25 protein-coding genes, 1 tRNA gene and 1 riboswitch are annotated in these 24,569 nt (G+C 59.4%); of the genes, 14 read left to right on the plus strand and 12 right to left on the minus strand.

All coding sequences use genetic code 11. The features are described from left to right. Positions 1 to 277 precede the first annotated feature (277 nt). Both GAO09_RS05200 and ppk2 read right to left on the minus strand, forming a co-directional pair. The gene (locus tag GAO09_RS05200) at positions 278 to 1,237 is read right to left on the minus strand and encodes a siderophore-interacting protein (RefSeq protein ID WP_153352989.1); all 960 of its coding nucleotides are present in this window, start codon (positions 1,235 to 1,237) and stop codon (positions 278 to 280) included. Between the two features lie 102 nt (positions 1,238 to 1,339). Further along, positions 1,340 to 2,215, minus strand: coding sequence for a polyphosphate kinase 2 (gene ppk2, locus GAO09_RS05205; protein ID WP_153352990.1), 876 nt, complete (start codon positions 2,213 to 2,215; stop codon positions 1,340 to 1,342). A 216-nt stretch (positions 2,216 to 2,431) separates the two neighbouring features. Here ppk2 and phoR point away from each other — a divergent pair, with 216 nt between their 5' ends. From phoR to phoB, 7 genes are all read left to right on the plus strand, one after another. Then, positions 2,432 to 3,712 carry a phosphate regulon sensor histidine kinase PhoR gene (gene phoR, locus GAO09_RS05210; protein WP_235937937.1) on the plus strand — a complete coding sequence of 427 codons (1,281 nt, stop codon included), beginning with the start codon at positions 2,432 to 2,434 and terminating at the stop codon, positions 3,710 to 3,712. Positions 3,713 to 3,906: 194 nt separating this feature from the next. Further along, positions 3,907 to 4,941: a PstS family phosphate ABC transporter substrate-binding protein gene (locus tag GAO09_RS05215; RefSeq protein WP_153352991.1), complete on the plus strand. Its 1,035-nt coding sequence runs from the start codon at positions 3,907 to 3,909 to the stop codon at positions 4,939 to 4,941. A gap of 194 nt (positions 4,942 to 5,135) precedes the next feature. After that, positions 5,136 to 6,623 (plus strand): phosphate ABC transporter permease subunit PstC, encoded by a 1,488-nt coding sequence (gene pstC, locus GAO09_RS05220; protein ID WP_153352992.1) that lies wholly within the window; start codon positions 5,136 to 5,138, stop codon positions 6,621 to 6,623. Further along, positions 6,620 to 7,936, plus strand: coding sequence for a phosphate ABC transporter permease PstA (gene pstA / locus GAO09_RS05225; protein ID WP_153352993.1), 1,317 nt, complete (start codon positions 6,620 to 6,622; stop codon positions 7,934 to 7,936). The genes pstC and pstA overlap by 4 nt, the downstream gene beginning before the upstream one ends. Positions 7,937 to 7,949: 13 nt before the next feature. After that, positions 7,950 to 8,765, plus strand: coding sequence for a phosphate ABC transporter ATP-binding protein PstB (gene pstB, locus GAO09_RS05230; RefSeq protein ID WP_153352994.1), 816 nt, complete (start codon positions 7,950 to 7,952; stop codon positions 8,763 to 8,765). 52 nt (positions 8,766 to 8,817) lie between these two features. After that, positions 8,818 to 9,531: a phosphate signaling complex protein PhoU gene (gene phoU, locus GAO09_RS05235; RefSeq protein WP_153352995.1), complete on the plus strand. Its 714-nt coding sequence runs from the start codon at positions 8,818 to 8,820 to the stop codon at positions 9,529 to 9,531. A 23-nt stretch (positions 9,532 to 9,554) separates the two neighbouring features. Next, positions 9,555 to 10,238, plus strand: a complete 684-nt coding sequence (gene phoB / locus GAO09_RS05240) for a phosphate regulon transcriptional regulator PhoB (protein WP_153352996.1) — start codon at positions 9,555 to 9,557, stop codon at positions 10,236 to 10,238. A gap of 91 nt (positions 10,239 to 10,329) precedes the next feature. Here the strand turns inward: phoB and GAO09_RS05245 are convergent, their stop codons facing one another. The 3 genes from GAO09_RS05245 to GAO09_RS05255 form a co-directional block, all read right to left on the minus strand. Further along, the gene (locus GAO09_RS05245) at positions 10,330 to 10,770 is read right to left on the minus strand and encodes a PACE efflux transporter (protein ID WP_153352997.1); all 441 of its coding nucleotides are present in this window, start codon (positions 10,768 to 10,770) and stop codon (positions 10,330 to 10,332) included. A 236-nt stretch (positions 10,771 to 11,006) separates the two neighbouring features. Beyond that, complete coding sequence (locus GAO09_RS05250; RefSeq protein WP_153352998.1) at positions 11,007 to 11,555, minus strand: GcrA family cell cycle regulator; 549 nt, start codon at positions 11,553 to 11,555, stop codon at positions 11,007 to 11,009. Between the two features lie 131 nt (positions 11,556 to 11,686). Next, positions 11,687 to 11,974: a hypothetical protein gene (locus tag GAO09_RS05255; protein ID WP_153352999.1), complete on the minus strand. Its 288-nt coding sequence runs from the start codon at positions 11,972 to 11,974 to the stop codon at positions 11,687 to 11,689. On the opposite strand from GAO09_RS05255, the gene GAO09_RS05260 reads away from it, so the two are divergent. From GAO09_RS05260 to GAO09_RS05270, 3 genes are all read left to right on the plus strand, one after another. Further along, a complete protein-coding gene (locus GAO09_RS05260) occupies positions 11,973 to 13,169 on the plus strand; it encodes an aspartate aminotransferase family protein (protein ID WP_153353000.1) in 1,197 nt (398 codons plus the stop codon). The two genes, GAO09_RS05255 and GAO09_RS05260, sit on opposite strands and share 2 nt — an antisense overlap. A gap of 53 nt (positions 13,170 to 13,222) precedes the next feature. Then, positions 13,223 to 14,140 (plus strand): ornithine carbamoyltransferase, encoded by a 918-nt coding sequence (argF, locus tag GAO09_RS05265; RefSeq protein WP_153353001.1) that lies wholly within the window; start codon positions 13,223 to 13,225, stop codon positions 14,138 to 14,140. 203 nt (positions 14,141 to 14,343) lie between these two features. After that, the gene (locus GAO09_RS05270) at positions 14,344 to 15,333 is read left to right on the plus strand and encodes an Hsp33 family molecular chaperone (protein WP_153353002.1); all 990 of its coding nucleotides are present in this window, start codon (positions 14,344 to 14,346) and stop codon (positions 15,331 to 15,333) included. Positions 15,334 to 15,402: 69 nt separating this feature from the next. On the opposite strand, the gene apaG is transcribed toward GAO09_RS05270, so the two are convergent. Then, positions 15,403 to 15,795, minus strand: a complete 393-nt coding sequence (gene apaG, locus GAO09_RS05275) for a Co2+/Mg2+ efflux protein ApaG (RefSeq protein WP_153353003.1) — start codon at positions 15,793 to 15,795, stop codon at positions 15,403 to 15,405. Between the two features lie 153 nt (positions 15,796 to 15,948). Then, on the minus strand, positions 15,949 to 17,145 hold the full coding sequence (locus tag GAO09_RS05280) for an O-succinylhomoserine sulfhydrylase (protein ID WP_153353004.1): 1,197 nt from the start codon (positions 17,143 to 17,145) through the stop codon (positions 15,949 to 15,951). Positions 17,146 to 17,192: 47 nt separating this feature from the next. After that, a riboswitch (SAM riboswitch) is annotated at positions 17,193 to 17,271 on the minus strand. Between the two features lie 78 nt (positions 17,272 to 17,349). Here GAO09_RS05280 and GAO09_RS05285 point away from each other — a divergent pair. After that, positions 17,350 to 18,441: a 2'-deoxycytidine 5'-triphosphate deaminase gene (locus GAO09_RS05285; protein WP_153353005.1), complete on the plus strand. Its 1,092-nt coding sequence runs from the start codon at positions 17,350 to 17,352 to the stop codon at positions 18,439 to 18,441. A 58-nt stretch (positions 18,442 to 18,499) separates the two neighbouring features. Next, a tRNA-Gly gene (locus GAO09_RS05290) sits at positions 18,500 to 18,573 on the plus strand. A gap of 248 nt (positions 18,574 to 18,821) precedes the next feature. Here GAO09_RS05290 and GAO09_RS05295 read toward each other — a convergent pair. Both GAO09_RS05295 and GAO09_RS05300 read right to left on the minus strand, forming a co-directional pair. Next, positions 18,822 to 18,983, minus strand: coding sequence for a Thivi_2564 family membrane protein (locus GAO09_RS05295; RefSeq protein ID WP_153353006.1), 162 nt, complete (start codon positions 18,981 to 18,983; stop codon positions 18,822 to 18,824). A 116-nt stretch (positions 18,984 to 19,099) separates the two neighbouring features. Continuing rightward, on the minus strand, positions 19,100 to 20,992 hold the full coding sequence (locus tag GAO09_RS05300; protein WP_324184937.1) for a glycosyltransferase: 1,893 nt from the start codon (positions 20,990 to 20,992) through the stop codon (positions 19,100 to 19,102). A 92-nt stretch (positions 20,993 to 21,084) separates the two neighbouring features. On the opposite strand from GAO09_RS05300, the gene GAO09_RS05305 reads away from it, so the two are divergent. Next, the gene (locus GAO09_RS05305) at positions 21,085 to 21,978 is read left to right on the plus strand and encodes a transporter substrate-binding domain-containing protein (protein WP_153353008.1); all 894 of its coding nucleotides are present in this window, start codon (positions 21,085 to 21,087) and stop codon (positions 21,976 to 21,978) included. Between the two features lie 13 nt (positions 21,979 to 21,991). Here the strand turns inward: GAO09_RS05305 and GAO09_RS05310 are convergent, their stop codons facing one another. The 3 genes from GAO09_RS05310 to GAO09_RS05320 all read right to left on the minus strand — a co-directional run bounded on the left by GAO09_RS05310 (position 21,992) and on the right by GAO09_RS05320 (position 24,116). Continuing rightward, the gene (locus tag GAO09_RS05310; protein WP_153353009.1) at positions 21,992 to 22,666 is read right to left on the minus strand and encodes a LexA family transcriptional regulator; all 675 of its coding nucleotides are present in this window, start codon (positions 22,664 to 22,666) and stop codon (positions 21,992 to 21,994) included. Between the two features lie 224 nt (positions 22,667 to 22,890). After that, on the minus strand, positions 22,891 to 23,547 hold the full coding sequence (locus GAO09_RS05315) for a response regulator transcription factor (RefSeq protein ID WP_153353010.1): 657 nt from the start codon (positions 23,545 to 23,547) through the stop codon (positions 22,891 to 22,893). Positions 23,548 to 23,684: 137 nt separating this feature from the next. Continuing rightward, complete coding sequence (locus GAO09_RS05320) at positions 23,685 to 24,116, minus strand: hypothetical protein (protein ID WP_235937938.1); 432 nt, start codon at positions 24,114 to 24,116, stop codon at positions 23,685 to 23,687. A gap of 111 nt (positions 24,117 to 24,227) precedes the next feature. Between GAO09_RS05320 and GAO09_RS05325 the strand changes: the two genes are divergently transcribed. Then, complete coding sequence (locus tag GAO09_RS05325) at positions 24,228 to 24,569, plus strand: DUF952 domain-containing protein (protein ID WP_153353011.1); 342 nt, start codon at positions 24,228 to 24,230, stop codon at positions 24,567 to 24,569.

Below are 24,569 nucleotides of genomic sequence, written 5' to 3' on the forward strand. Positions count from 1 at the left end.
CACCCTCATGCCCTGCGCCGGCTCCAACTCGCCGGGACGCCTCCCGGTGTATCCACGATGGAACACGAGAATTGTAGGCACGGGTTTTGGGAGGGTGGACGAAGCCGGATCCAACTATTTTCCAAGCTATTGATTTGGCTTCGATCTATTTTCAGGGCGCCGTAAACATTGCGGCAAAATGTTCCATTTACGACACCGTGGTCGCAAGCAGGATCCGACCTGGATGCTCCGCATTTCATGCGACACAGCGGTTCAGCGGGAGAGAAACTTCGCTGCCTCAGCTCCAGTAGGAAACGGCGGTAAAATCGCGTTTGCCGAAACCGCGGGCCAGAAGGCAGGTGCGGGCGGCCTTGGCGGCGTCGCAATGGCCGGCAAACCAGACGTGGCAGGTGGCCGGCGTTTCGCAGCATTCCAGCGCTTCCACCAGATTGTCCACCGGCACGACACGGTCGTCGCCGGCAAGCTCGCAGAGATTTTCCTTGGAAACCTGCAGATAAGCTTTCACCTTGCCGGGAGCTGCGGCCAGCATGCGCGAAATCGCCGGCATCGCTGTCTCGTCGCCAAACAGAAGCAGCTCGCTCGAAGCCGGGCATCCGCCGCCGCCGGGGCCCATCAGGCCGACGGTCTCGCCGATCGGATTGCTGTCGGCCCAGTCGGATGTTGGGCTGCCCTGATGGCGAAAGATGTCGAATTCCAGCCAGTTGTCTTCGGCCGCAATGGTCGTGTAGACCGGCTTGTGCAGCGCATCCTCGCCTTCCGGCCAAACCGTACGACCATTGGCGGCGGTGCGCGGCCAGATGGGATTGCGCCCGCGCGGGCCGATCAGGATACGGAAATGCAGGCTGCCCGTGGCAAACCGCTCGGCGTCCGAGCCTTCAAGGCGAACGCGCAGATAACCGGGAGAGCGGCGTGATACCGAAGTCACCGTCATCAGTGACAGGCCGGGCGCCAGGGCACCTTCTTCCACCTTGTCCCACTGGATCGAAAGACCACTGCTTTCCAGCATTTCGGTCACACTGTCTTGCAGCGTGCGCAAAAGTCGTTCTTCCGGGGAGGTCAGTTTGAATGTGCCGCCTTCGCCTTCGAGGCAGATCTGGGCTTTGGAGTTCCAGACGCAAAGCGAGGTGCCATCGTCTTCCAGCGCCATATCCCACAGCACAGCGCGTGCCTTGAGAGCTTCCAGTGCTGCTGCCCCTGTTCCGACGATGCGGCCTTCGGTCTGATATGTCGCTGCCATGATCTCTGCCCGGACTGTCCGTTGCAGGTGTCATGTGCATTCCTGACTGTAAATGTCAAGAATGCGCCCGATCACATCGCATGTAAGCTGACCGGAAAGTGATCAGCGCAGCATTTTTGGTCCGCCCAGAACCTTGTCGTCGATTTCGCCGATCGCATCGAGGTCACGCCCGACATAATCGATCGAGCGCAGGATATGCCGCAGCACGTTGATGCGGGCGCGGCGCTTGTCGTTGGAGAGCACAACAGTCCAGGGGCTCTCGTCCTTGTGGGTCTTGTCCAGCATGGCGTCACGCTTGGCGGTGTAATCGTCCCATTTCGGCAGGCCGGCAATATCCATCGGCGACAGCTTCCATGTCTTCAATGGATCGTGGCGGCGATCGTGAAAGCGCTTCAGCTGCATTTCGTGGCCGATATCCAGCCAGAACTTGAAGAAGTGGATGCCATCATCGACGATCATCTGCTCGATATGCGGCACCGTCTTGATGAAGTCGCGATATTGCTCGATCGTGCAGAAACCCATGACCGGCTCAACCACGGCACGGTTATACCAGGAGCGGTCGAACAGGGTGATTTCGCCGGCACTAGGAAAATGGGTGACATAGCGCTGGAAATACCATTGCCCGGTTTCCTTGTCGGTCGGCTTGGCCAGCGCGACGATATGGGCGGAACGCGGGTTGAGATAGGAATGCAGGTTGAAGATCGTGCCGCCCTTGCCGGCTGCGTCGCGCCCCTCGAACAGCGCCATCATGCGCTTGCCGGTGGATTGCAGTGAATACTGCAGCTTGACCATCTCGACCTGCAGCGCGTGCATCTGCTTGTCGTAAGTCTCGCGCTTCAGCTTGTCTTCGTAAGGGTAACCGCCGGAGGACAGCGCCTTTTCCTCCACCCAGTCGGGCAGTTCGGGGTCATCGATATTGAAGATGCGCTTCTTGCCCTTGATGTCGAGTTCGACAGCGCGGCTCTGGTCAATATCCATCTGTTCCATCCTCTTGATCTGTGGTTTTCGATTTTGAAAACAAAGCTAGTGCAGTGCATGGCTTAATGCCAGTTGGCAAACGCACAGGCGCCTTCATCGTTCTGTTGCAAAGCTGTGCAAAATCACGAGGCAACGGCGTATCGATGCATATCTGTCATGATAGCGCTATAAGACCACCGGTTATCGTTTTGAGGGTGGCGATTTGGGAGCGCGCGTATGAGCGTGGTGGAAGCGGTGAGTAAAGACGGCAGACAGACAGGCATGCAGATGGCTTCGAAATTCCGACGCGGCTGGCCGATCTTCGTTGTCGCCACGCTTCTGGCGATCATTGCCTGGCTCTCGCAGGTCGATGGGCTGATGGTCGCGGCCGGCTGGCTGCTGCTGGTTTTGTCCATCTTCGCCATCCGTATCGGCTCTGCGGCCGTTGCCAATGCGCCCGCGAAAGAGGTTGTCGCGGAAGAGGCGGATGAGCAGCCACTCGACGAGGTGGTGACCGCTTATCGTGCGCTCGATATTCCGATCCTCATTCTGTCCAGCGATGCGACCGTGCTTTATCACAATCCGGCGGCGGAAAGGGCGCTGGGTGAGTTCGAGGTGGGATCGCACCTTTCGGCCCGCCTGCGTTCGCCCGGAATTCTCGACATGGTGCGCGATACGGTGGCGACCGGCGAACCGAACCAGATGGAGCATTCCGAAAGGCTGCCATCCGAGCGGGTCTATATTCTGCGCATCGCACCGCTTCTGGAAGAGGGCGCGCCCGTCGGCTCGTCACGTTTCTACGTCCTGTCATTCCGCGATATTTCAGAACTGCGCCGCCTCGATCGCATGCGTTCGGATTTCGTGGCCAATGCCAGCCACGAATTGCGCACGCCGCTCGCCTCGCTGCGCGGTTTTATCGAAACCATTCAGGGGCCGGCCAAGGGCGATGCCAAGGCGCAGGAAAAATTCCTCGGCATCATGCTCGATCAGGCCACCCGCATGAGCCGGCTGGTGGATGATCTCCTGTCGTTGTCGCGGCTGGAACTGAAATCTCATATCGCTCCTGATCAACGTGTCGATCTCGTCCCGGTCGTGGCTCATGTGCGCGATGCGCTTCTGCCACTGGCAAACGATCTCGGCGTCGATATCCGCCTGCATCTGCCGGAAGGCAAGGTCGACGTCATCGGCGATCGCGACGAACTCGTGCAGGTCGTGGAAAACCTCATCGAGAACGCCTGCAAATACGGTCAGGAAGGTGAGGTGGTCGATGTTCATCTCACCAAGCAGGAAGGGCAGCCGGTCGAATTCAGCGTCGTCGATCGTGGCCCGGGCATACCGGCCGAGCATGTTCCGCGCCTCACCGAGCGTTTTTATCGGGTCAGCGTGGCCGACAGTCGCTCCAAAAAAGGGACCGGTCTGGGGCTCGCCATCGTTAAGCATATTCTCACGCGCCACCGTGCACGGCTGATCGTGAAGTCGGAAATCGGCAAGGGAACCACGTTTACCGTGCGTTTTTGACATAAAAACCCGATGTGAGATTCACACGGTAAAAATAATCTATATAAATCAATAGGATGGATTGTCACAATTGTTTCATCGAAGTGACATAAAAGCTGAGGCCAAGGGCAGCTAAGACGTGCTGGCCGAAAGCCGGGAAGCGCGAAAATTACCGGCTCCAAACGCTTTTACAAACCCATACCGGGAGAACATCGATGAACATGTTGAAACTTTCCGCAGCAGCCCTGGTGGCTTCTGTTGCCTTTGCTGGCGCAGCCGTTGCTCGCGACCAGGTTCAGGTTGCCGGCTCCTCCACCGTTCTGCCTTACGCAAAGATCGTTGCTGAAACTTTTGCCGAAACCTTCCCGAACTTCAAGGCTCCGGTCATCGAGTCTGGCGGCACGGGCGGCGGTCTGAAGGCATTCTGCTCGGGCGTTGGTGAAGGCACCATCGACATCGCCAACGCTTCGCGCGCCATCAAGAAGGACGAACTGGCTGCTTGTAAGGCTGCCGGCGTCAACGACGTTCAGGAAGTTCGCATCGGTTACGACGGTATCGTCTTCGCTGCCGACTCTTCCAACGGCGACATGAAGATCACCCCGAAGGACCTCTACACGGCTCTGGCTGCCCAGGTTGTTGTTGACGGCAAGCTCGTCGCCAACCCGCACAAGAACTGGTCGGACGTCAACGCAACTCTGCCGAAGGGCCCGATCGCTGCCTACATTCCGGGCTCCAAGCACGGCACCCGCGAAGTCTTCGAAGAGAAGATCATGGCTGAAGGCTGCAAGGAAGCCGGCGCCACCGACGTCATCAAGGCTTCGATCACCGATGCCAAGGCAGCAGCCGCTGCTTGCGTTGCTGTTCGTAAGGACGGCGCTGCAGTCGACATCGACGGCGACTACACCGAAACACTCGCTCGTATCGCTGCCAACAAGACCGGCCTCGGCGTATTCGGTCTGGCCTTCTACGAAAACAACATGGACAAGCTGAAGGTTGCGACCGTTTCGGAAGTCGTTCCGTCGACCGAAACCATCTCTTCCGGCAAGTACCCGGTTTCCCGTCCGCTGTTCTTCTACGTCAAGAAGGCTCACCTGGGCGTTATCCCGGGCCTGAAGGAATACGTAGAATTCTTCCTGTCTGACGACATGGTTGGCCCGGACAGCCCGCTGGCTGAATACGGCTTGGTTGCTGCTCCGGACGATCAGCGCGAAGAAGCCCGCAAGGCCTTCGAATCCGGCAAGACCATGTAATTGAACGACCCGGCGCCGCTTTGAAAAAAGCGGCGCCGACTTCTTCTTCTTTGGCCTTTTGGTCGCCCGATCAGGGGCGGTCTTGGAGCGGACCCGCAGTGATGACTGCGTTGTGTAACCGCGAATAAATCGGTTCCGATGGTTGGAATTGTGCGGTAAGCGTGCCGCCGATGGCGGTAGGCCGGGGGATTGTGATGAGCACACCATTGATTTTGTTGGTACTGGCGATCTTTGCGATCGTCTGTTACGTCGTCGGGACACGGCGCGCCTTGGCCATTGCCGGCGGATTGTCCTCGAGGCTGCATTCCCGTCAGGGTTATTATGGCGCTTTTGTTGCCATATGCGCCACTGTGCCGGCTGCGGCTGTTCTTGTGATCTGGCTGATTGCCAGCCCCCTTTATATCAATTCCACCATCCATGACGGTTTTCCCGAAGAGGTGAAGGCCCAGTCGGAAGCGCAGCAGGGCCTCAGCTTCGGCATGGTCAACTCGCTGGCGCGCGGCATGGATGTGCTGACGCTCGAGGAAATCGATGCCGTCGGCGCCAACCCTGCCGAACTGCGCGCAGCGCTCGGTGCCAAGGGCGTGCCGCTGGCTGGCGATCCGGAACCTTGGATGGTTGCGTCCGCCGGTGATCTGAATGCCATGCAGAAGATCAGCAATCGCGTCATGACCGCGATCGTGCTGATGGTGGCGCTGGCCGGTGCCGGCCTCTCCTATGTTCGCATCGCCCCGCGTTTCCGCGCCCGTAACCGCGTTGAAAAGGTCATCCTTTCCGCGCTGGTCCTCGCATCGTCGATCGCCATCGTCACCACGATCGGCATCGTCATGTCGATGCTGACGGAAGCCGGTCACTTCTTCGGCCGCGTCCCGGCCTGGGAATTCTTCTTCGGTACCGTGTGGGATCCGCGCTTTGCGGCTGCTGGTGCAGGCGCTGCGTCGGATGGTCAGTTCGGTCTCATTCCGCTTCTGGCCGGCACGCTCTATATCGGCTTCGTCGCCATGCTTGTCGCCGTTCCGGTCGGCCTGTTCTCCGCCATCTACATGTCGGAATACGCATCGCCACGCGTGCGCTCGATTGCCAAGCCACTGCTGGAAGTTCTCGCCGGCATCCCGACCATCGTCTACGGCTTCTTCGCGCTCACCTCGGTCGGTCCGTTCCTGCGTGACATTTCTGCGCAGATCCAGGGGATCGCTACCGGCGAGTACGCCAACTTCATCCAGGCGCAGTCGGTTCTGACGGCTGGTTTCGTCATGGGCATCATGCTGATCCCCTACGTTTCCTCGCTGTCGGACGATATCATCACCGCAGTACCCCGTGCGCTGCGTGACGGTTCGCTCGGTCTCGGTGCCACCAAGTCGGAAACCATCAAGAAGGTCGTCATGCCGGCAGCTCTGCCGGGCGTCGTCGGCGCGCTTCTGATGACCGCCTCGCGCGCCATCGGCGAAACCATGATCGTGGTTCTTGCCGCCGGCGTTGCCGCCCGCATGCAGCTCAATCCGTTCGAGCCGATGACCACGGTGACCGTCAAGATCGTCAGCCAGCTGACGGGTGACCTTGAATTCACCTCGCCGCAGACGCTCGTGGCTTTCGCGCTCGGCATTACGCTGTTTGCGATCACGCTTTGCCTCAACATCTACGCGCTCTTCATTGTGCGCAAATACCGGGAGCAGTACGAATGACCGACGTGGTTTCTTCCCCCGCCGGCGTGCTCGACAAGCCCGCCCGCCGCGATATCGGCATCAAGCGCCGTTACCGTGCAGAGCGCCGCTTCCGCGCCTATGGCATCGCCGCCCTTTCTTTCGGCCTGCTGTTCCTGGCTCTGCTGCTGTGGTCGGTCGTTTCCAAGGGTTACACCGCCTTCCAGCAGACGATGATCACCGTTCCGGTCGAGTTCTCCGAGCAGATCATCGACAAGGATAATGAGCGCGCCACCGATCCGCAGAAGCTGATGACGGCGAACTACCCGATCGTCGCCCGCAATGCGGTTGCCAAGGCACTCGGTGTTGCCGAAAACGACACCGCCGGCCTTCGTGCCGTCAACCAGATGATTTCGAACGGTGTTCGCGGTCAGCTGCGTGACATGGTCGTCGCCAACCCGCAGATCATCGGTACCACCCAGACGGTTTCGCTGCTCGCCGCCGGTGACATCGACAGCGCCTGGAAAGGCCAGATCAATCTCGATGTGTCGGAAGACAACCGCAAGATCTCCGACCAGCAGGTCGGCTGGATGAAGCAGCTGGCGGAAGCCGGCGCACTCGGCAAGCATCTCAATGGTGGCATTTTCGTCAACGGCAATTCAAGCCGTCCGGAAGCGGCCGGCGTTGGTGTCGCGCTGATCGGTTCGTTCTACATGATGCTGATCGTGCTGGTGCTGTCGCTGCCGATCGGTGTCGCCGCCTCGATCTACCTCGAAGAGTTCGCGCCGAAGAACAGGCTCACAGACCTGATTGAAGTGAACATCAACAACCTCGCGGCCGTTCCCTCGATCGTTTATGGTCTTCTTGGTCTTGCCGTGTTCATCAACTTCATGGATCTGCCGCGCTCGGCCTCGCTGGTTGGCGGTCTCGTCCTGACGCTGATGACCCTGCCGACCATCATCATCGCCACCCGCGCGGCCCTGAAGGCGGTACCGCCTTCGATCCGCGCGGCAGCACTCGGGCTGGGCGCCTCGAAGATGCAGACCATCTTCCACCACGTCCTGCCGCTTGCCATGCCGGGCATTCTGACCGGTACCATTATCGGCCTGGCGCACGCGCTCGGTGAAACCGCGCCGCTTCTTCTGATCGGCATGGTCGCCTTCGTCGCCAACTATCCGACCACCCCGATGGATCCGTCCACGGCCCTGCCGGTGCAGATCTACATGTGGGCAAACGAGGCGGAACGCGCCTTCGTCGAAAGAACCTCGGGAGCAATCATCATCCTGCTCCTGTTCCTCATTGTCATGAACGTCGGTGCCATCCTGTTGCGCCGTCGCTTCGAACGGCGCTGGTAGAAGGAGCTCTGTTATGAACATGATGTCTGAAGCAGCAGTGGAAAAGGCGCTAGACAAGAAAATGAATGACATGTCCTACAAGATGATCGGCAGCGACGTATCCGTCTATTACGGCGAGAAGCGCGCCCTGTTCGACGTCAACCTCAACGTCCGCGAAAACACGGTAACGGCTCTCATCGGTCCGTCGGGCTGCGGCAAGTCGACCTTCCTGCGCACACTGAACCGCATGAACGATACGATCGAAGGCTGCCGCGTCACGGGCAAGATCACGCTCGATGGCGACGATGTCTACGACAAGGAAATCGACGTCGTGGAACTGCGTGCCCGTGTCGGCATGGTGTTCCAGAAGCCGAACCCGTTCCCGAAGTCGATCTACGAAAACATCGCCTACGGTCCGCGCATCCACGGTCTGGCCCGCAACAAGGCCGACATGGACCAGATCGTTGAAGCCAGCCTTCAGCGCGCCGGCCTGTGGACCGAAGTCAAGGATCGTCTGCATGAAGGCGGCACCGGCCTGTCCGGTGGTCAGCAGCAGCGTCTGTGCATTGCACGTGCCGTTGCCGTTTCGCCGGAAGTCATCCTGATGGACGAGCCCTGTTCGGCGCTTGACCCCATCGCAACCGCAAAGGTCGAGGAACTCATCCACGAACTGCGCGCCAATTACACGATCGTTATCGTCACGCACTCCATGCAGCAGGCGGCCCGCGTGTCGCAGCGCACGGCCATGTTCCACCTCGGCCAGCTGGTCGAGGAAAACGACACCGACAAGATGTTCACCAACCCTGATGACCAGCGTACGCAGGACTACATCATGGGCCGTTTCGGCTGATTTGGGTCTCTCGACCCGGATTGCCTGACTTACGACATCAAGGATCAGAAAAATGGTATCGACCCATATTCTTTCGGCCTACGACGAAGAACTGAAATATTTGAACCGCCGCATTTCCGAAATGGGCGGTCTGGCTGAGCAGATGTGCGGCGACGCGGTTCGCGCGCTCGTCAACTCGGATACGGCTCTGGCCCAGAAGATCATTTCCGACGACGTGATCCTCGATCACGCCGAGCGCGAGATCCAGGACAAGGCGATCGTCACCATCGCCCGTCGCCAGCCGGTTGCCGCCGACCTTCGCGAAATCATCGGCACGCTGCGTATCGCAGCCGACCTCGAGCGCGTTGGCGACCTTGGCAAGAACACGGCCAAGCGCGTCATCGCCGTGCAGGGCACCGGCGTTCCACGCAAGCTGGCCCGTGGCCTGGAGCATCTCTCCGAACTGGCTCTGGTGCAGCTCAAGGACGTTCTCGACGTGTTTGCCAGCCGTTCGGCTGAAAAGGCGGAAATCATCCGTCAGCGCGACGAGGAAATCGACGCGATGTACACGTCGCTGTTCCGCGAACTCCTCACCTACATGATGGAAGATCCGCGCAACATCACCTCGTGCACGCATCTCCTGTTCTGCGCCAAGAACATCGAGCGTATCGGTGACCACGCCACCAACATCGCCGAGACCATCTATTACATCAAGACCGGTGCCCAGCTCGAAGGCGAACGTCCGAAGGACGATACGGCAAACACGGTTGGTGCGCTCGTCGAGTGACGGGCGAAACGGAGCAGTAAAATATGCTACCCAAGATCGCGGTCGTTGAAGACGAAGAAGCGCTGAGCGTGCTTCTTCGCTACAATCTCGAAGCCGAAGGATATGAGGTCGAAACCGTTCTGCGCGGTGACGAGGCTGAAATCCGACTTCAGGAACGCGTTCCTGACCTCCTCATCCTCGACTGGATGTTGCCCGGCGTTTCCGGCATCGAACTCTGCCGTCGCCTGCGCATGCGTCCCGAGACCGAGCGTCTGCCGATCATCATGCTGACGGCGCGCGGCGAGGAAAGCGAACGTGTTCGGGGCCTGGCAACCGGTGCCGACGATTACGTCGTAAAACCGTTTTCCACGCCGGAGCTGATGGCCCGCGTCAAGGCGATGTTGCGCCGTGCACGCCCGGAAGTTCTCTCCAGCGTCCTGAAATGCGGTGACATTGAGCTGGATCGCGAGACCCATCGCGTTCACCGCAAGAGCCGTGAAGTGCGCCTCGGCCCGACAGAGTTCCGCCTGCTGGAATTCCTCATGGTGTCTCCGGGCCGCGTCTTTTCGCGCTCGCAATTGCTGGATGGTGTCTGGGGCCATGACATCTATGTCGATGAACGAACCGTCGACGTGCATGTCGGTCGCCTGCGCAAGGCGTTGAACTTCTCCAACATGCAGGATGTTATCCGCACCGTTCGCGGTGCCGGGTATTCCATGGAAGCCTGATTGGTTTCAACGATACTGAATGAAAACGACCCGAATGCGTTTGCATCCGGGTCGTTTGTCATTGTGCAGGCAGCATATTCAGCAAGTGCCGTTATTCGGCAGGAGCTTGCGCTTCGCGCCATTCCGGCAGCGGGAAGATCCTGTCATAGGCCATGTTGAAGACGAAGGCGTAGACCAGGTAGAAGGTCGCAAACGAGATATCCATCACCAGCGCCTGCCAGATGGTAACACCAAGATACCAGGCGATGAACGGCAGGAGCACGATCAGCAGGCCCAGTTCGAACAGGAACGTGTGGGCGACGCGCAGGGGTAGTGTCTTCAGCGTGCTGCCGCGGAATTTCTGCATCAGGTGATCGAAACCGAGATTGTAGACATAGTTCCAAGCCGTAGCGACGGTTGCCGAAACGATGCCGACGACACCGACATGTTCGACAGGAAGGTGGAAAACGAAGGACGCGAGCGGCGTGAAGAGCGCAAGCCCGATGATTTCAAAGCTGATGGCGTGACGAATACGATCGCGTGTGGTGCGCATGGTCAACCCCTTGGGTTTTGGCCGGGCCGTCCCGGTGTTTCATGCCCAATACGGGGGAGGTCGTCCTCGCGAGCAGTAAATAGGTGTTTGCCCATCTATTGGCAAGCGGCGTTACAGCAAACCTGCCTTGCATATAGGCAATTGCCGGATCGGTAGGCGCAAAAAAAGCGGGTCATAAACCCGCTTTTCGATTTCGTCCTCGTGTGTGCTCTTTCCGATCAGGAAGCGCGGGCCGATCAGGAAGCGCGGGCAACCGACTTGTTGCGGCGCTCGTTGACCGGCTGGTAGGCCATGCGGCCATGGTACTTGCAGTAAGGCGAGTTGTCCGGGGATTCAGCGCCGCAGAAGTGGAAGTCGTCCTTGAGGGGGTCACCCATCGGCCACTTGCAGGTGCGCTCGGTCAGTTCGGTCAGCGCCAGCTTGCGGTTGATCGGAACGACGATGTTGCCGGCAGGCTTGTAGACAGCGACTTCCTGCGTCGCGTCCATGTCCATCTCTTCACGCACCATGTTGGCGCCGACCGGACGCTGCACGGTACGGGTCTGCGGACGGGCTGCGAAATTGCTCTGCGGACGCGGTGCGGTCGTTGCTGCGCGCTTGGCCGGACGTGGCGCAGCGCTGGTGCTGCCGCCGGCTTTCGCTCGGCCGGGCAGGTTCAGGCGATGGACTTTGCCAATCACCGCGTTACGGCTTACGCCTCCAAGTTGAGCGGCAATCTGGCTGGCGCTCAAACCCTCGGCCCATAATTTCGTAAGGCGCTCGACGCGCTCGTCTGTCCAGTTCATGCTATCTCTCCGCCGTGAGGTGCTGAACGTGGCTTGAATCGGTCACCGATCCGGCGAATGAATCCGCCAGAAAATACTATATCTATACTTTTGGTGACTAAGTCCGCCGCATGCAGCCTAGTAATTGACGATTAACCTAGTGTGGGGCTGACTCCGTGGCAAGAGTCGGGCGAATCACCGCGAATCGATTTCCCGGTTTTCCCCAACTTGCTCATGGGGAGAGTCATATTTGTCACAGCTTTTGGGCGAGTGACCGTCGCGCGCAATAAAGACCTTTCCAAGGCATTGAAAGCTGTTTTGTTGACAGCACACAGCGAAATGCCGATAGTGCCCGCGCCGCCCTCAAAGGCGGCATTTTTAATTTCGGCGACATGGGTCGCCGTCTGATTTCGGTCAGTCTCAAGGAGTGAATTCGTCATGGCTGAAGCCGCGCTTTTCGACACCTTTGCTAGAGCTCCGCTGCGCTTCGAGCGCGGCGAAGGCGTTTGGCTTGTGACGGAAAGCGGCGAGCGATATCTCGATTTCGGCGCAGGCGTCGCGGTCACCTCCTGCGGCCATTCCAATCCGCATCTGGTCGACGCGCTGAAGTCGCAGGCCGAAAAGGTCTGGCATCTCTCCAACCTTTACGAAATCCCGGAGCAGGAGCGCCTTGCGCGTCGGCTGACGGAAGCCACATTCGCAGACAAGGCCTTTTTCACCAATTCGGGTGCGGAAGCGCTGGAATGCGCTATCAAGACGGCGCGCCGTTATCATTATTCCAAGGGCAATCCGGAAAAATTCCACATCATCACCTTCGAAGGTGCCTTCCATGGCCGCACGATCGCGACGATCGCTGCCGGTGGCCAGGAAAAGTACATGGAAGGTTTCGGCCCCAAGGCTCAAGGTTTTGATCAGGTGCCGTTCGGTGACCTCGATGCGCTCAATGCCGCCATCAACGAAAACACCGGTGCCCTGTTGATCGAGCCGATCCAGGGTGAAGGTGGCGTGCGTTCCGTTCCAAAAGAATTCATGCGCGAGCTGCGTCGCATCTGCGATGAAAAGGGCCTGCTGCTGATCCTCGACGAGGTTCAGACCGGCGTCGGCCGTACCGGCAAGTTTTTTGCCCATGAATGGTCGGGCATCACGCCGGACATCATGGCGATCGCCAAGGGTATCGGTGGTGGTTTTCCGTTCGGCGCCTGCCTTGCGACGGCGGAAGCTGCGTCCGGCATGAAGCCCGGCATCCACGGCACGACCTATGGCGGCAATCCGCTGGCCATGGCCTGCGGCAACGCCGTGCTCGATATCGTGCTGGCCGACGGCTTTCTCGACAATGTCCGTGATGTCGCGCTGGTCTTCCGTCAGGGGCTTGCAAGCCTGAAGGATCGTTTCCCTGAGGTCATCGAGGACGTCCGCGGCGAAGGCCTGTTGCTCGGCATCAAGGCCAAGGTGCCTGCCGGCGATCTCGTCACCGGCATGCGCGATGAACACATGCTGGCCGTGCCGGCTGGCGATAACGTTGTCCGTCTGCTGCCGCCGCTGGTGGTGACCGCGGAAGAGGCCCGTGAAGGGCTCGCACGCATCGAACGCGCCGCGGAAAAGATTTCCGCAGAACGTATGAAAAAATCGGCCTGAGGGGCAGGAGAGGGGACGCCGTTTCGGGTTCCCTCGTGAAGGGAATATTTGAAATGGCATCTCCCAAGCATTTTCTGGATCTTTCTGCAGTCTCGAAGCAGGATCTGCGCACGATCCTCGACGACGCCAAGGTTCGCAAAGCCGCCACCAAGGACGGCACGGCCGACAAGCCGCTGGCCGGCAAGATGCTGGCCATGATTTTTGAAAAGCCATCCACCCGCACCCGCGTTTCCTTCGATGTCGGCATGCGCCAGCTCGGCGGCGAGACGCTGTTCCTGTCGGGCACGGAAATGCAGCTCGGCCGCGCCGAGACGATTGGCGATACCGCCAAGGTGCTGTCGCGCTACGTCGATGCGATCATGATCCGCACCACCGATCACAAGCGCCTCATCGAGTTGGCCGAACACGCCACCGTGCCAGTCATCAACGCCTTGACCGACGACACGCATCCCTGCCAGATCATGGCCGACCTGATGACCTTCGAGGAACATCGCGGCTCCGTTGAAGGCAAGACCTTCGCCTGGACCGGTGACGGCAACAATGTGCTGCACTCCTTCGTCGAAGGGGCTGCCCGTTTCGGTTACACGATGAACATGGCCGTTCCCATGGGCTCCGAGCCGCACGACAAGTTCATGAACTGGGCGCGCAACAATGGCGGCAACGTCAAACTCTATCATGATGCCGAACAGGCGGTTGCCGGTGTGGACATGGTCGTCACCGATACCTGGGTTTCCATGAACCAGGAGCACAAGGCGCGCGGCCACAACATCTTTCAGCCCTATCAGGTCAATGACGCGCTGATGAAGCGCGCCAAGGACGATGCGCTGTTCATGCACTGCCTGCCCGCCCACCGCGGCGAGGAAGTCACTGACGCCGTCATCGACGGCCCGCAGTCGGTGGTCTTCGACGAGGCGGAAAACCGTCTGCACGCACAAAAATCGATCCTCGCATGGTGCTTCGGCGCCGTCTGAGGCCGGTCTATCGAGAGCAATGGCCGCATGCTTGAAACCGGCAGCGGCCCACACCATCTGTGGCACTTCAAGCACGCCGGGCGGCCAGGGTCGCGCCGGCGTTTCAATATATATGAGCGTCGTCTTTTTGCCCGGCCAGCGGTTCCGCTCGGCGGGTGCATATGTCAGATTGGCCAAAAAGACCGGCGCAGAAGGAGCGGAAAATGGCAGAAGCAACCGTTGAACTGAACGATCTCAGCCTTGCCGGTGACGATCGCGTCGTGCCTTTTCAGGTCGAAGGTCTCGATGTGCGTGGTCGTGCGGTTCAGCTCGGGCCGCTGTTGAACACCATCCTTGCCCGCCATGATTATCCGGCGCCGGTTGCGCGCCTGCTGGCGGAATCGCTCGTGCTGACGGCTCTGCTGGGCACATCGCTGAAATTCTCCGGCAAGTTCACCGTGCAGACCAAGGGCGATGGCCCGGTTGATCTTCTGGTCGCCGATTTTTCGACGCCGGATGCGCTGCGTGCCTATGCCCGTTATGATGAAGACGCGCTGGCCGCCGCCGTCGAGGCCGGCAAGACGCAGCCGCAGGAACTGCTGGGCGAAGGCATTCTTGCCTTCACCATCGACCAGGGCATGGGTATGCAGCCTTATCAGGGCATCGTGCCGCTCGATGGTTCAACGCTCGAAGAAATCGCCGGCGTCTATTTCCGCCAGTCGGAACAGATCCCCACCAAGGTACGCCTAGGTGTCGCCGAACTGATCGATCGTGATGAAGACGGCAATCCACGCCACAACTGGCGGGCTGGCGGCATTGTCGCGCAGTTCCTGCCGCAGGCGCCCGAGCGCATGCGCCAGCCGGACCTGCATGGCGGTGACGGCGACGAGCGCGAAGAAACGCACGCCGGCGACGACGCATGGTCGGAAGCCCGCATGCTGGTCGAAACGGTGGATACCGACGAACTGACCGACCCGCAGGTTGGCATCGAACGGCTGCTCTACCGCCTGTTCCACGAGCGCGGCGTGCGCATCTACGATCCGCAGACGGTTTTCGATCGTTGCAGCTGCTCGCGCGACAAGATCAAGGGCGTGCTTTCGGGCTTCACGGCTGAGGAAATCGCGGCCAGCGAGGAGAACGGCCAGATCGCTGTCTCCTGCGAGTTCTGCTCGACCACCTATCATTACGACGTGGCGGAATTCGCGGCGGCCTAACCCAGGCGCGGAATGCAACGAAAAAGCCGGCTGTGATGCCGGCTTTTTTCATGCGGATCGACAGTGCACTTAATTTAGGATGCGCAGCTGCCCCGGTGAATCCAGAGAAAACGCCGGGATATCGACGATCATCGTCTCGCCGTCATCGGTTTCCATCTGGTAATGGCCGAACATCATGCCCGACGGCGTGTCCAGAGGGCAGCCGGAGGAATATTCGTAGCTGTCGCCGGGCTGCAGGTGCGGCTGTTCGCCGACCACGCCGAGACCCTCGACCTCATCGACCAGACCGTTTTCGTCGGTAATGTGCCAATAACGCTGAACCAGCCGCACGGGCCGGGACGAATGGTTGGAAATAACGATACGATATCCCCAGACATAGCGGCTCTCGTCCGGATCGGATTGCTCCTCCAGATAATAGGGCTCGACTTCGACTTCGATATCTTTCGTTCGCGCACTATACATGCCCGATACACCTCATACTGATGTTATCGGTATCGTATAGAGTGTGGCTCACGTCAAGAAATCCCGGCCACATAGGGCTTTTGCGACCGGGATTCTATATATTAGGGATAACTGCCATGGTAAATGGCAGCATATTTGGGTGATACGTGATAGTTACGCGGAAATTTTCGCCAACGCCTGCGCAAAATCCTCAAGCAGATCTTCCGGATCCTCGATGCCGGCGGAGAAGCGCACCGTGCCGGCCGAGATGCCGAGTTCGGCGCGTGCCTCGTCGGTGAGGTTCTTGTGCGTCGTCGTCGCCGGATGGGTGATGATCGAGCGCGTATCGCCGAGATTGTTGGAAATGGTGACCACTTCCATGGCGTTCTGCAGCTTGAAGGCCGCTTCCTTGCCGCCCTTCAATTCGAACGCCACCAGCGTCGAGCCGCCGGTCATCTGCTTGGCGATGATGTCGGCCTGCGGATGGTCCTTGCGGCCCGGATAGATGACCTTGGCAACCTTGTCGCTATCGGCCAGGAAATCGGCGATGCGGCCGGCATTTTCCGTCTGCTGCTTGACTCGGATCGGCAGGGTTTCGAGACCCTTGATCAGCGTCCAGGCGGTGAACGGCGACATGGCCGGGCCGGTGTGGCGATAATAATCCTGCAGATGCTCGGTCACCCATTCCTTGTCGGAAAGAATGACGCCGGCAAGGCTGCGGCCCTGTCCGTCGATATGCTTGGTGGCGGAATAGACGACCACATGCGCGCCCAGTTCCAGCGGCTTCTGGAAAAGCGGGGTGGCAAACACGTTATCGACCACGACGCGGGCACCGACCTGGTTGGCGAGAGCGGCCACGCCGGCAATGTCGATCACTTCCAGCGTCGGGTTGGTCGGGCTTTCGAGGAAGAAAACCTTGGTGTTGGGCTGGATCGCCTTTTCCCAGTTTTCGAGATAGCGGCCATCGACCAGTGTGCATTCGATGCCGTAACGCGGTGCCAGCGTCTCGACGACCCAGCGGCAGGAACCGAACAGGGCGCGGGCGGCAACGATATGATCGCCGGCCTTCAGCTGGCAGAGAAGGGCGGCGGTGATGGCGGCCATGCCGGAGGCGGTCGCGCGGGCTTCTTCGGCGCCTTCAAGTGCGCACATGCGCTTCTCGAACATGTCGTTGGTGGGGCTGCCGTAGCGGGCGTAGATATAGCCCTCTTCCTCGCCCTTGAAACGCGCTTCCGCGGCTTCTGAACTGTCGTAGGTAAAGCCCTGCGTCAGGTAGATCGCTTCGGACATCTCGCCATATTGCGAGCGCAGCGTTCCGCCATGCACGAGTGTCGTTGCAGGGCGCCAATTCTTGTTCGGAGTTTTGCTCATGTACTGACCACCTTCGTGATACAAAAAAAACCGGCCGCATATGCAGACCGGTTTTCAACCCGGTCTTTTTAGCCACTTGTTTAACGTGGCTGCAAGCCGACCGGCCAAATCACCACGGGATAAAATTGGCTTAATCCCGCTGCGCGCTTGCGTCAATGGCTTTGATTTGGTTTTGTCCGCCATTCGAGACAGGGGCTTTTTGAGATGATCAGGACGACGGGAATTCTGGCTGACCGCGCAATCGCGGCGCTGTTCGAGACGAAACGTCTGATCTCAGAGCGCCCGCTCGACAGTGATCAGATACAGCCGGCCAGCCTCGACCTGCGTCTCGGCGCCAAGGCTTTTCGCGTCCGCGCCTCCTTCATGCCGGGTCCGAACAGTCTTGTGTCCGACAAGCTGGATCGCCTGAAGCTGCACGTGGTCGATCTCTCGGAAGGTGCGGTTCTGGAAACCGGCTGTGTCTATATCGTGCCGCTGATGGAACGCGTCGATCTGCCGGCGGACATGTCGGCCTCGGCCAATCCAAAAAGCTCGACCGGCCGCCTCGATATATTTACCCGCGTCATCACCGATTACGCCCAGGAATTCGACAAGATCCCGGCCGGTTACTCCGGCCCGCTCTATCTGGAAATCTCGCCGCGAACCTTCCCGATCGTCGTGCGTCAGGGCTCGCGCCTGTCACAGATCCGTTTCCGCATCGGCAATGCGTTGCTTGGTGAACCGGAACTGGCAAAGCTGCACGAAGACGAAACGCTGGTTGCCTCGCAGCAGCCCAACGTATCCGGCGGCGGCATCGCGCTGTCGATTGATCTGCGCGGCGACAAGGATGGCCTGATCGGTTATCGCGGCAAACATCACACGGCGGTGGTCGATGTCGACAAGAAAGCCCAGCACGACATTTTCGATTTCTGGGAACCGATCTACAGCCGTGGCCGCAACGAACTGATCCTCGATCCGGACGAGTTCTACATTCTCGTATCGCGCGAAGCCGTGCATGTGCCGCCGCTTTATGCCGCCGAGATGACCCCGTTCGATCCGCTGGTCGGCGAATTTCGTGTGCATTATGCCGGTTTCTTCGATCCCGGGTTCGGCCATGAGGCGGCCGGTGGCCGCGGCAGTCGTGCGGTACTGGAAGTGCGCAGCCACGAAGTGCCGTTCATTCTTGAAGACGCGCAGATCGTCGGCCGTCTTGTCTACGAACACATGCTGGAAGCGCCGGAAGGCCTTTACGGCTCAGGCCTCGGGTCGAACTATCAGGCGCAGGGGCTGAAACTGTCGAAACATTTTCGCGCCTGATTGTCGCGGTCATAGCGCTTGACAGTTGCAGTCTTCTGTTGGAAGGCTGGAAGGGCAGGCGGGTGTAGCTCAATGGTAGAGCAGCAGCTTCCCAAGCTGAATACGAGGGTTCGATTCCCTTCACCCGCTCCATTTCCATTGCAAACTTATTATAAACACATTCACTCTATAGACATCCGTCATCGGCATTGCTGATGAGCGCTGAAAAACATTCGCCGCTCGCAATAGCCGCGTCGCTTTAGACATTTGACCACGGATGTACTGGCAGGGTTGGTAAGCGATGATGAGGAAGGTCGGTGCGGTTTCGCCCCGGCCTTTTTTGTTGCCCGAAAATGCCCGCCTTTATCAGGCGGGCCGGGACTCCGTTGCCGATCGGCGTCTTAGAACACCGCCAGATAGCGCAGCAGCGAGATGATGCCGATGATGATCACGATGACCTGCACGATCTGTCGTGCGCGGCCGTCGATCGGAAGGCGCTGGACAAGATACAGCACCAGGAAGATGACGAGGAAGGTGATCAGAATACTGATAAGTACCGACATGAACTTTTTCTCTCCAAATTGAACCGCCCGTCCCGAGCGGTGACGCAGGAGTGGTAAATAGATAACCGGCTAACCACCATTTTGCATGGGATGCAGCAAGGAGTTGAGCGGGTGTTCTATTTCTTCGTCCCGATGGTCGCATCAACGGGGCGATGCGGCGTTTTGTTCCAGAAAAAAGGTTTTGTCCTCAATTCGTTGAGTGCTTTCCAGGCGGCAACGGAGGTCATCATCCAGTAGAGCGGCACAGCCGTCCACCGCCAGCCGACAAGTCGCCGTTCGTGTGAGGTCATCGACCGCAGGCCCAGTTGAACGAGCAGGATATAGCTGCCCAGAATGTTGACGCTGTCGATAATGGTCATCGGGTGGTGCAAAAGCCCGGCCAGAGCAGAAGGCGTGTAAAGAATGGCGTAAAGTCCGGCAGCAAATGCGACGAGCAGGAGCGGATGCAGCAGCGCCGATACCAGCATGCCACCGATCAGAAGATGAAATGCGAGCGCGCCGCGCCATCCCATTTGCCGCAGGTGGTCGGCAGGATTGCGGGTCGTTACCAGCCATGTCTGCATCCAGCCCTTGTACCAGCGTGTTCGCTGTCCCAGCCACACGCGCAGTGATGTCGGTGCGTCCTCAAGTGTCTGCCGATCTATGGTGGCGGTGCGGTATCCGCGCCGGTAAAGTCGCAAGCCAAGATCTGCATCCTCGGTTACGTTGAAAGGGTCCCAGCCGCCCGCATCGATCAGCGTTTTGGTACGGAAGTGATTGGATGTGCCCCCAAGCGGCAGCGGCAGACGATAAGCCGCCAGCATCGGTAACAGAGCACGAAACAGGCCGGAATATTCAAGCGCGAAAATGGCACTGAAGGCGGATTGCTGTGCATTGGTGATGACAAGCGGCGCCTGCAGGCAGGCAATATCGTCGTCGCTTTCACGGAAACGCTGGAATGCCTCGCGCAATTGCTGCGAATGTGGACGGTCCTCGGCATCGTAGATGGTGAGAAATTCGCCGCGTGCAGCCGGCAGCGCATAGGTCAGCGCCTTCGGTTTTGTCCTTGGCTGGCACGCTGGCACATGGACGATTTCGAAATGCGGCTTGAGCGGCAGGGCAAGCAGCGCTGTTATCGTCTCCGTGTCATCTGCCTCACAGATGAGCTTGATGTCGAGCAGGGCCGGAGGCCAGTCCAGTCTCTCAAGGCTATTCACTAGTTGCCCGACGACGTCGGCTTCCCGGTAAAGCGCTACCATGACCGTATAGACAGGCAAATCCGGTCGATCGATATTCGTGGTTCGCGTGGCCGGCCGCCGGCAGCGCTTCAGATGCAAAAGCGCTGCGATGCGCAGCAATAACGAAGAGAGGTAAAGCAGCGACAGAACGATGTGCAGCGCCGACAGGCTAGGTCCAGGCGCAAACAACAGCATGACAGCCAGCGCAACAATCAGGCCACCTGCCATGAAGCCTTGGGCGCCGGAAAGAACGATACGGGCGGAGCCATGCGCATGGGTCTCGAAAAGGTCGCTGACCGCTATCCTCGATCGCCGGGCGGCCCCTGCCAGCCAAACGCCCGAGCGGATCTGTGACGGTGTGGTAACGGCAAGCCCTTGCCGCAGCCCCGGCAGGCGATCGAGAAGTGCGGCGAGCGCAGAAAGCTTTGCCGCCTCAGGCACGATTGCCACTTGCGGCGCCTTTTTCGCATGCGTCAGGCGAATCTGGTTGGGATGCAGCAGCTGGATATCCAGATGATCCATATCGACAATGCTGGCGGGGTCTATTTTGGCAATGAAAGGCAGCCGCAGGAAACGTGCCATCGCGGAAAAATAGGCGTCCTCGCGGATCGACCCGTCGGCCAGAAGCTCGGCCTCGACGCTGGTGCCGTGGGCATCCGCTCGCTTGATCCATCGCTGGATCATCGGTTTGCCGAAACCGAGACCGCTCAAGGCGGCAATTTCTTCGCCTCTGGAACCATCGTGAAACGAGGAGGAAGCGGGCGCGCTGGCAGCCGTTGTGGTATGCCGCACCGGCGGCCCATGAAAATATTCCCCGACACGCATGCTTCTGCTAAACCCCACATAACAATAAGCCCCGGCATGTCTCGTTTCGGATCATACAGATGCACGCACTGGTTACATCCCCAAAAAGCCGGGGGCAGCTCGTAAGCCTGCTGTCCGGGTTCATCGCGGCGCTTGCGCTGACGGTTATCCCGGCCCTTCCTGTCGCTGCGCAACAGGCTGCAAGCGGCGATCTTCCTGTCATGTTCGATGCGCGCGAGCGCTTGCCGCGCCCGGACCTTTCCAATGTGCCACGCATTCGGGCACTGACCACGGTCGATTTTCCACCCTTCAGCTTTATCGATCAGACGGGACGGCTCACCGGATTCCACGTGGATTTCATTCGCGAAATCTGCGCCGAGTTGAAAGTTGAGGCCAAGTGCCAGATTCAGGCCATGCCCTATGCAGATCTTGAGCCGGCGCTGGAAAAGAGCGGTGCCGAACTCGTTCTGGCAGGCGTGGCCGTCACACCGGATCTGCGCCGCAGGTTCTCCTTCTCGCGGCCCTACATGCTCTTACCTGCACGTTTTGCGGTCAGCAAACGGATCGGGTTGACCGAGCACGCTTCGGTTGCGTTATCGGGTCGGCCGGTCGGTGTCGTAGCCGGAACGGTGCATGAAACAATGCTGAAGAACTTCTTTGCGAAGGTGCAGATGCGTCCGTTTGAAAACCCGGATGCCATGCTCGATGCGCTGAAACATGGCAGTGTCGATGCCGTGTTTGCGGATGGCCTGCGTCTGCCTTTCTGGGTGGCAAGCGAAGCGTCGGGCGGATGTTGCGCGCTGTTCGATGGTCCCTACATGTCGCAGCGTTATCTGGGCGAGGGCCTGTCGGCGATGTTCCGCCATAATGACACGGTTCTGCCGGCAGCTTTCGACAGTGCCGTCGCCGCGCTGTCGCGCAACGGTCGCCTGCAGGAAATTTATCAGCGTTATTTTCCGAACGGGCTTTATTGAGCCGCGGCTGAAATTACTGGCTCGCCCAGATGATGCGCGCGATCCACTCGACCTCGGTCATCTCGAACGTGCGGTTGGGATGCGCCGGATTGAGCGAGTTGAGTTCGATGGATTTGGCGCTCTGTCGCAGCAGAACCTTGGCCATCACTTCACCCTCGCGGGTTTTTACCACCACGCGGTCACCGCGCCGCACCTGCGCGCCGGGTTCCACGATCAGCCGGTCACCGTCGCGGTAAAGCGGAAGCATGGAATCGCCCTGCACCTCCAGCGCATAAACCGCTCCGCTTGTCGGGGCAGCTGGAAAATCGACCACGTCCCAGCCCTGACCGGCGGGAAAACCGCCATCATCGAAAAAGCCGCCGGCACCGGCCTGCGCAAACCCCAGAAGCGGAATGCCACTCGCACGGGGCGGATAGGTCACTTCGGATGTCGTTGCCGGTTGCGGCGTATGAACCGGTTCGGGGCCAAGGAAAGCCAGAAACTGATCGATGCTGGAGCCGGTGGCTTCCAGCACCTTGGCGATCGATTCCGTCGAAGGCCAGCGCATGCGGCCATCCGGCCCCTGCCGTTTGGACTTGTTGAAGGATGTCGGGTCGAGACCCGCCCGCCGGGCAAGACCGGAAGGGGTCAGTTGGTGGCGCTCAGCCAAGGCGTCGAGCGCACTCCAGATCGTCTCGTGTGACAGCATCGTTTTTCAAATCCTGCCGTGCCAGGTCCGCACGACATATGCCCGATGGCCATGGCAGCGCGATACGGCTTGTCTGAGGTTCCGCCTTTCCGCAGCGCCGGAAAGGCCTCGAATGCCTGGAACACGCAAGCACAGCCAGACGCTTCCGAACCTAGCCAAAACCGGGACCGGAGTAAAGGTGGAAAGGAATAAAATCCTGTCTTCGGTGCGTGTGATCGACGTGATCACGCGACCATGGCAAGATTAACCTGGCCGAGTTTGATCACAGCCTGTGTTCGGCTGTCGACATTAAGCTTTAACAGGATCGCCGAGACATGGGCCTTGATCGTCGCTTCCGATACGCCGAGCGCGTAGGCGATCTGTTTGTTAAGCAAGCCCTTTCCGAGCATGGTGAGTACCTTGCTCTGCTGCGGCGTCAGCGTTTTCATCCGCTCCATCAGCTCGGTCATGGCCGGGTCCGAACAGTGCTTTTGTGTGGATCCTGCAGCGCCTGTCCAGATACCCCCATCGAGCACGGTATCGACTGCCATGCGGATATCGTCCAGCCCTGCGGATTTGGAGATGAACCCGGATGCGCCAAGTTCAAGCGCCCGGCTGATCGTTGTGCTGTCGTCGCTGGCTGATACGACGATCACCGGCAGGCCCGGAAATTCGGAGCGCAGGGCCGTCAGACCTGAAAAACCGGAAACGCCGGGCATGTTGAGGTCGAGCAGCATCAGGTCGGTGTCCGGTTGATCGCCTGCCGCCTTGCGGGCCGCTTCGAAATCGCCGGCTTCGATGATTGTCTGTATATAGCCGATATCGTTCACCGCCTGTCGCAGCGCGCCGCGAAACAGGGGATGGTCATCCGCAATGATCATTGTCAGTGTGAGTGTCTGCATGCCCACGCCGCCTCCCAACAGCATAGTCTGCCTAATCTCCTCGCCATATTTCTAATACTGCCAGCCGTTCAGCACAAGGGCTTGTGCCGTCAGACTTCACAACTGTCAGTTCCAATCCGAACCGAACCTGACACAGGTCAGGTTCGGTTCGGTGCTGTCTGCTGTCGTTCTTCTTCCTGAAACTCCTGCACGAGCCCAAAGAACCGCCGCATGAAACGCTCCATGATCGACAGCGAGCTCTCTATCTCGTCTTCCGAAGGCAGGCCCGGTTTGGCGGCGGTCGTGCCCTGTCGGCCCTCCAGCGCGGTCACGCGTTTTTCCAGAAGCTCGAGTTCCTTTTCGTAGGCCGCACGCTCATCGGCGGCCATGCGGCAGGTCAGTTGCCCGCCTTCGTCGCGGCACAGCGTCAGCGCGCCGGTTTCCGTGTCCAGCCGCACGAAACCGCTTTCGGTCTTTTCCAGCCGGAACCGGTTCTGGCTGCCATCCTGCGCGAAGGCAGGCAAGGCAGCAGGCAGGGCAAACGCCGCAGCCATGCCAAGGGCGGCCCATGTCGTTGTGTATCGAAACATGTCTGTCTCCTGTTTTTCTAACGCAGTTTGCCGATGGATTGACCTTCGCCATGGACAAACCGCTGCCGTTGCGGCAAAGCCTCGGCAAACAATCATGGCCGGGAACGAATAATGAGCGACGTAATCTACAAGATCGTGACGGAAGACCTGTGGCTTGATGCCAGGGGAAAAGGCGTTTTTGATGGCGCCCCGGTCGATCTTGCCGATGGCTACATTCATTTTTCCACCGCAGCCCAGGCACAGGAAACCGCGGACAGGCATTTTGCCGGTCAGACGGGCCTGCTTCTGCTGGCGGTGGATATCGACCAACTGGGCGACAAGCTCGTCTGGGAGCCGTCACGTGGCGGCGCGCTGTTCCCGCATCTTTACGCCCCGCTACCATTGAATGCCGTGTTGTGGGAAAAACCTTTGGCCCTCGGCGCCGATGGCCGCCACCAGTTTCCGGAGATGTGA

Source organism: Endobacterium cereale, from assembly GCF_009617585.1.
Classification (GTDB): domain Bacteria; phylum Pseudomonadota; class Alphaproteobacteria; order Rhizobiales; family Rhizobiaceae; genus Neorhizobium; species Neorhizobium cereale.

What these genes read in the sequence shown, in the direction of transcription:
- GAO09_RS05200 (WP_153352989.1), bottom strand. Translation starts at nt 1,237, where the DNA reads ATGGCAGCGACATATCAGACCGAAGGCCGCATCGTCGGAACAGGGGCA.
- ppk2 (WP_153352990.1), bottom strand. Translation starts at nt 2,215, where the DNA reads ATGGATATTGACCAGAGCCGCGCTGTCGAACTCGACATCAAGGGCAAG.
- phoR (WP_235937937.1), top strand. Translation starts at nt 2,432, where the DNA reads ATGAGCGTGGTGGAAGCGGTGAGTAAAGACGGCAGACAGACAGGCATG.
- GAO09_RS05215 (WP_153352991.1), top strand. Translation starts at nt 3,907, where the DNA reads ATGAACATGTTGAAACTTTCCGCAGCAGCCCTGGTGGCTTCTGTTGCC.
- pstC (WP_153352992.1), top strand. Translation starts at nt 5,136, where the DNA reads ATGAGCACACCATTGATTTTGTTGGTACTGGCGATCTTTGCGATCGTC.
- pstA (WP_153352993.1), top strand. Translation starts at nt 6,620, where the DNA reads ATGACCGACGTGGTTTCTTCCCCCGCCGGCGTGCTCGACAAGCCCGCC.
- pstB (WP_153352994.1), top strand. Translation starts at nt 7,950, where the DNA reads ATGAACATGATGTCTGAAGCAGCAGTGGAAAAGGCGCTAGACAAGAAA.
- phoU (WP_153352995.1), top strand. Translation starts at nt 8,818, where the DNA reads ATGGTATCGACCCATATTCTTTCGGCCTACGACGAAGAACTGAAATAT.
- phoB (WP_153352996.1), top strand. Translation starts at nt 9,555, where the DNA reads ATGCTACCCAAGATCGCGGTCGTTGAAGACGAAGAAGCGCTGAGCGTG.
- GAO09_RS05245 (WP_153352997.1), bottom strand. Translation starts at nt 10,770, where the DNA reads ATGCGCACCACACGCGATCGTATTCGTCACGCCATCAGCTTTGAAATC.
- GAO09_RS05250 (WP_153352998.1), bottom strand. Translation starts at nt 11,555, where the DNA reads ATGAACTGGACAGACGAGCGCGTCGAGCGCCTTACGAAATTATGGGCC.
- GAO09_RS05260 (WP_153353000.1), top strand. Translation starts at nt 11,973, where the DNA reads ATGGCTGAAGCCGCGCTTTTCGACACCTTTGCTAGAGCTCCGCTGCGC.
- GAO09_RS05255 (WP_153352999.1), bottom strand. Translation starts at nt 11,974, where the DNA reads ATGACGAATTCACTCCTTGAGACTGACCGAAATCAGACGGCGACCCAT.
- argF (WP_153353001.1), top strand. Translation starts at nt 13,223, where the DNA reads ATGGCATCTCCCAAGCATTTTCTGGATCTTTCTGCAGTCTCGAAGCAG.
- GAO09_RS05270 (WP_153353002.1), top strand. Translation starts at nt 14,344, where the DNA reads ATGGCAGAAGCAACCGTTGAACTGAACGATCTCAGCCTTGCCGGTGAC.
- apaG (WP_153353003.1), bottom strand. Translation starts at nt 15,795, where the DNA reads ATGTATAGTGCGCGAACGAAAGATATCGAAGTCGAAGTCGAGCCCTAT.
- GAO09_RS05280 (WP_153353004.1), bottom strand. Translation starts at nt 17,145, where the DNA reads ATGAGCAAAACTCCGAACAAGAATTGGCGCCCTGCAACGACACTCGTG.
- GAO09_RS05285 (WP_153353005.1), top strand. Translation starts at nt 17,350, where the DNA reads ATGATCAGGACGACGGGAATTCTGGCTGACCGCGCAATCGCGGCGCTG.
- GAO09_RS05295 (WP_153353006.1), bottom strand. Translation starts at nt 18,983, where the DNA reads ATGTCGGTACTTATCAGTATTCTGATCACCTTCCTCGTCATCTTCCTG.
- GAO09_RS05305 (WP_153353008.1), top strand. Translation starts at nt 21,085, where the DNA reads ATGCACGCACTGGTTACATCCCCAAAAAGCCGGGGGCAGCTCGTAAGC.
- GAO09_RS05310 (WP_153353009.1), bottom strand. Translation starts at nt 22,666, where the DNA reads ATGCTGTCACACGAGACGATCTGGAGTGCGCTCGACGCCTTGGCTGAG.
- GAO09_RS05315 (WP_153353010.1), bottom strand. Translation starts at nt 23,547, where the DNA reads ATGCAGACACTCACACTGACAATGATCATTGCGGATGACCATCCCCTG.
- GAO09_RS05320 (WP_235937938.1), bottom strand. Translation starts at nt 24,116, where the DNA reads ATGTTTCGATACACAACGACATGGGCCGCCCTTGGCATGGCTGCGGCG.
- GAO09_RS05325 (WP_153353011.1), top strand. Translation starts at nt 24,228, where the DNA reads ATGAGCGACGTAATCTACAAGATCGTGACGGAAGACCTGTGGCTTGAT.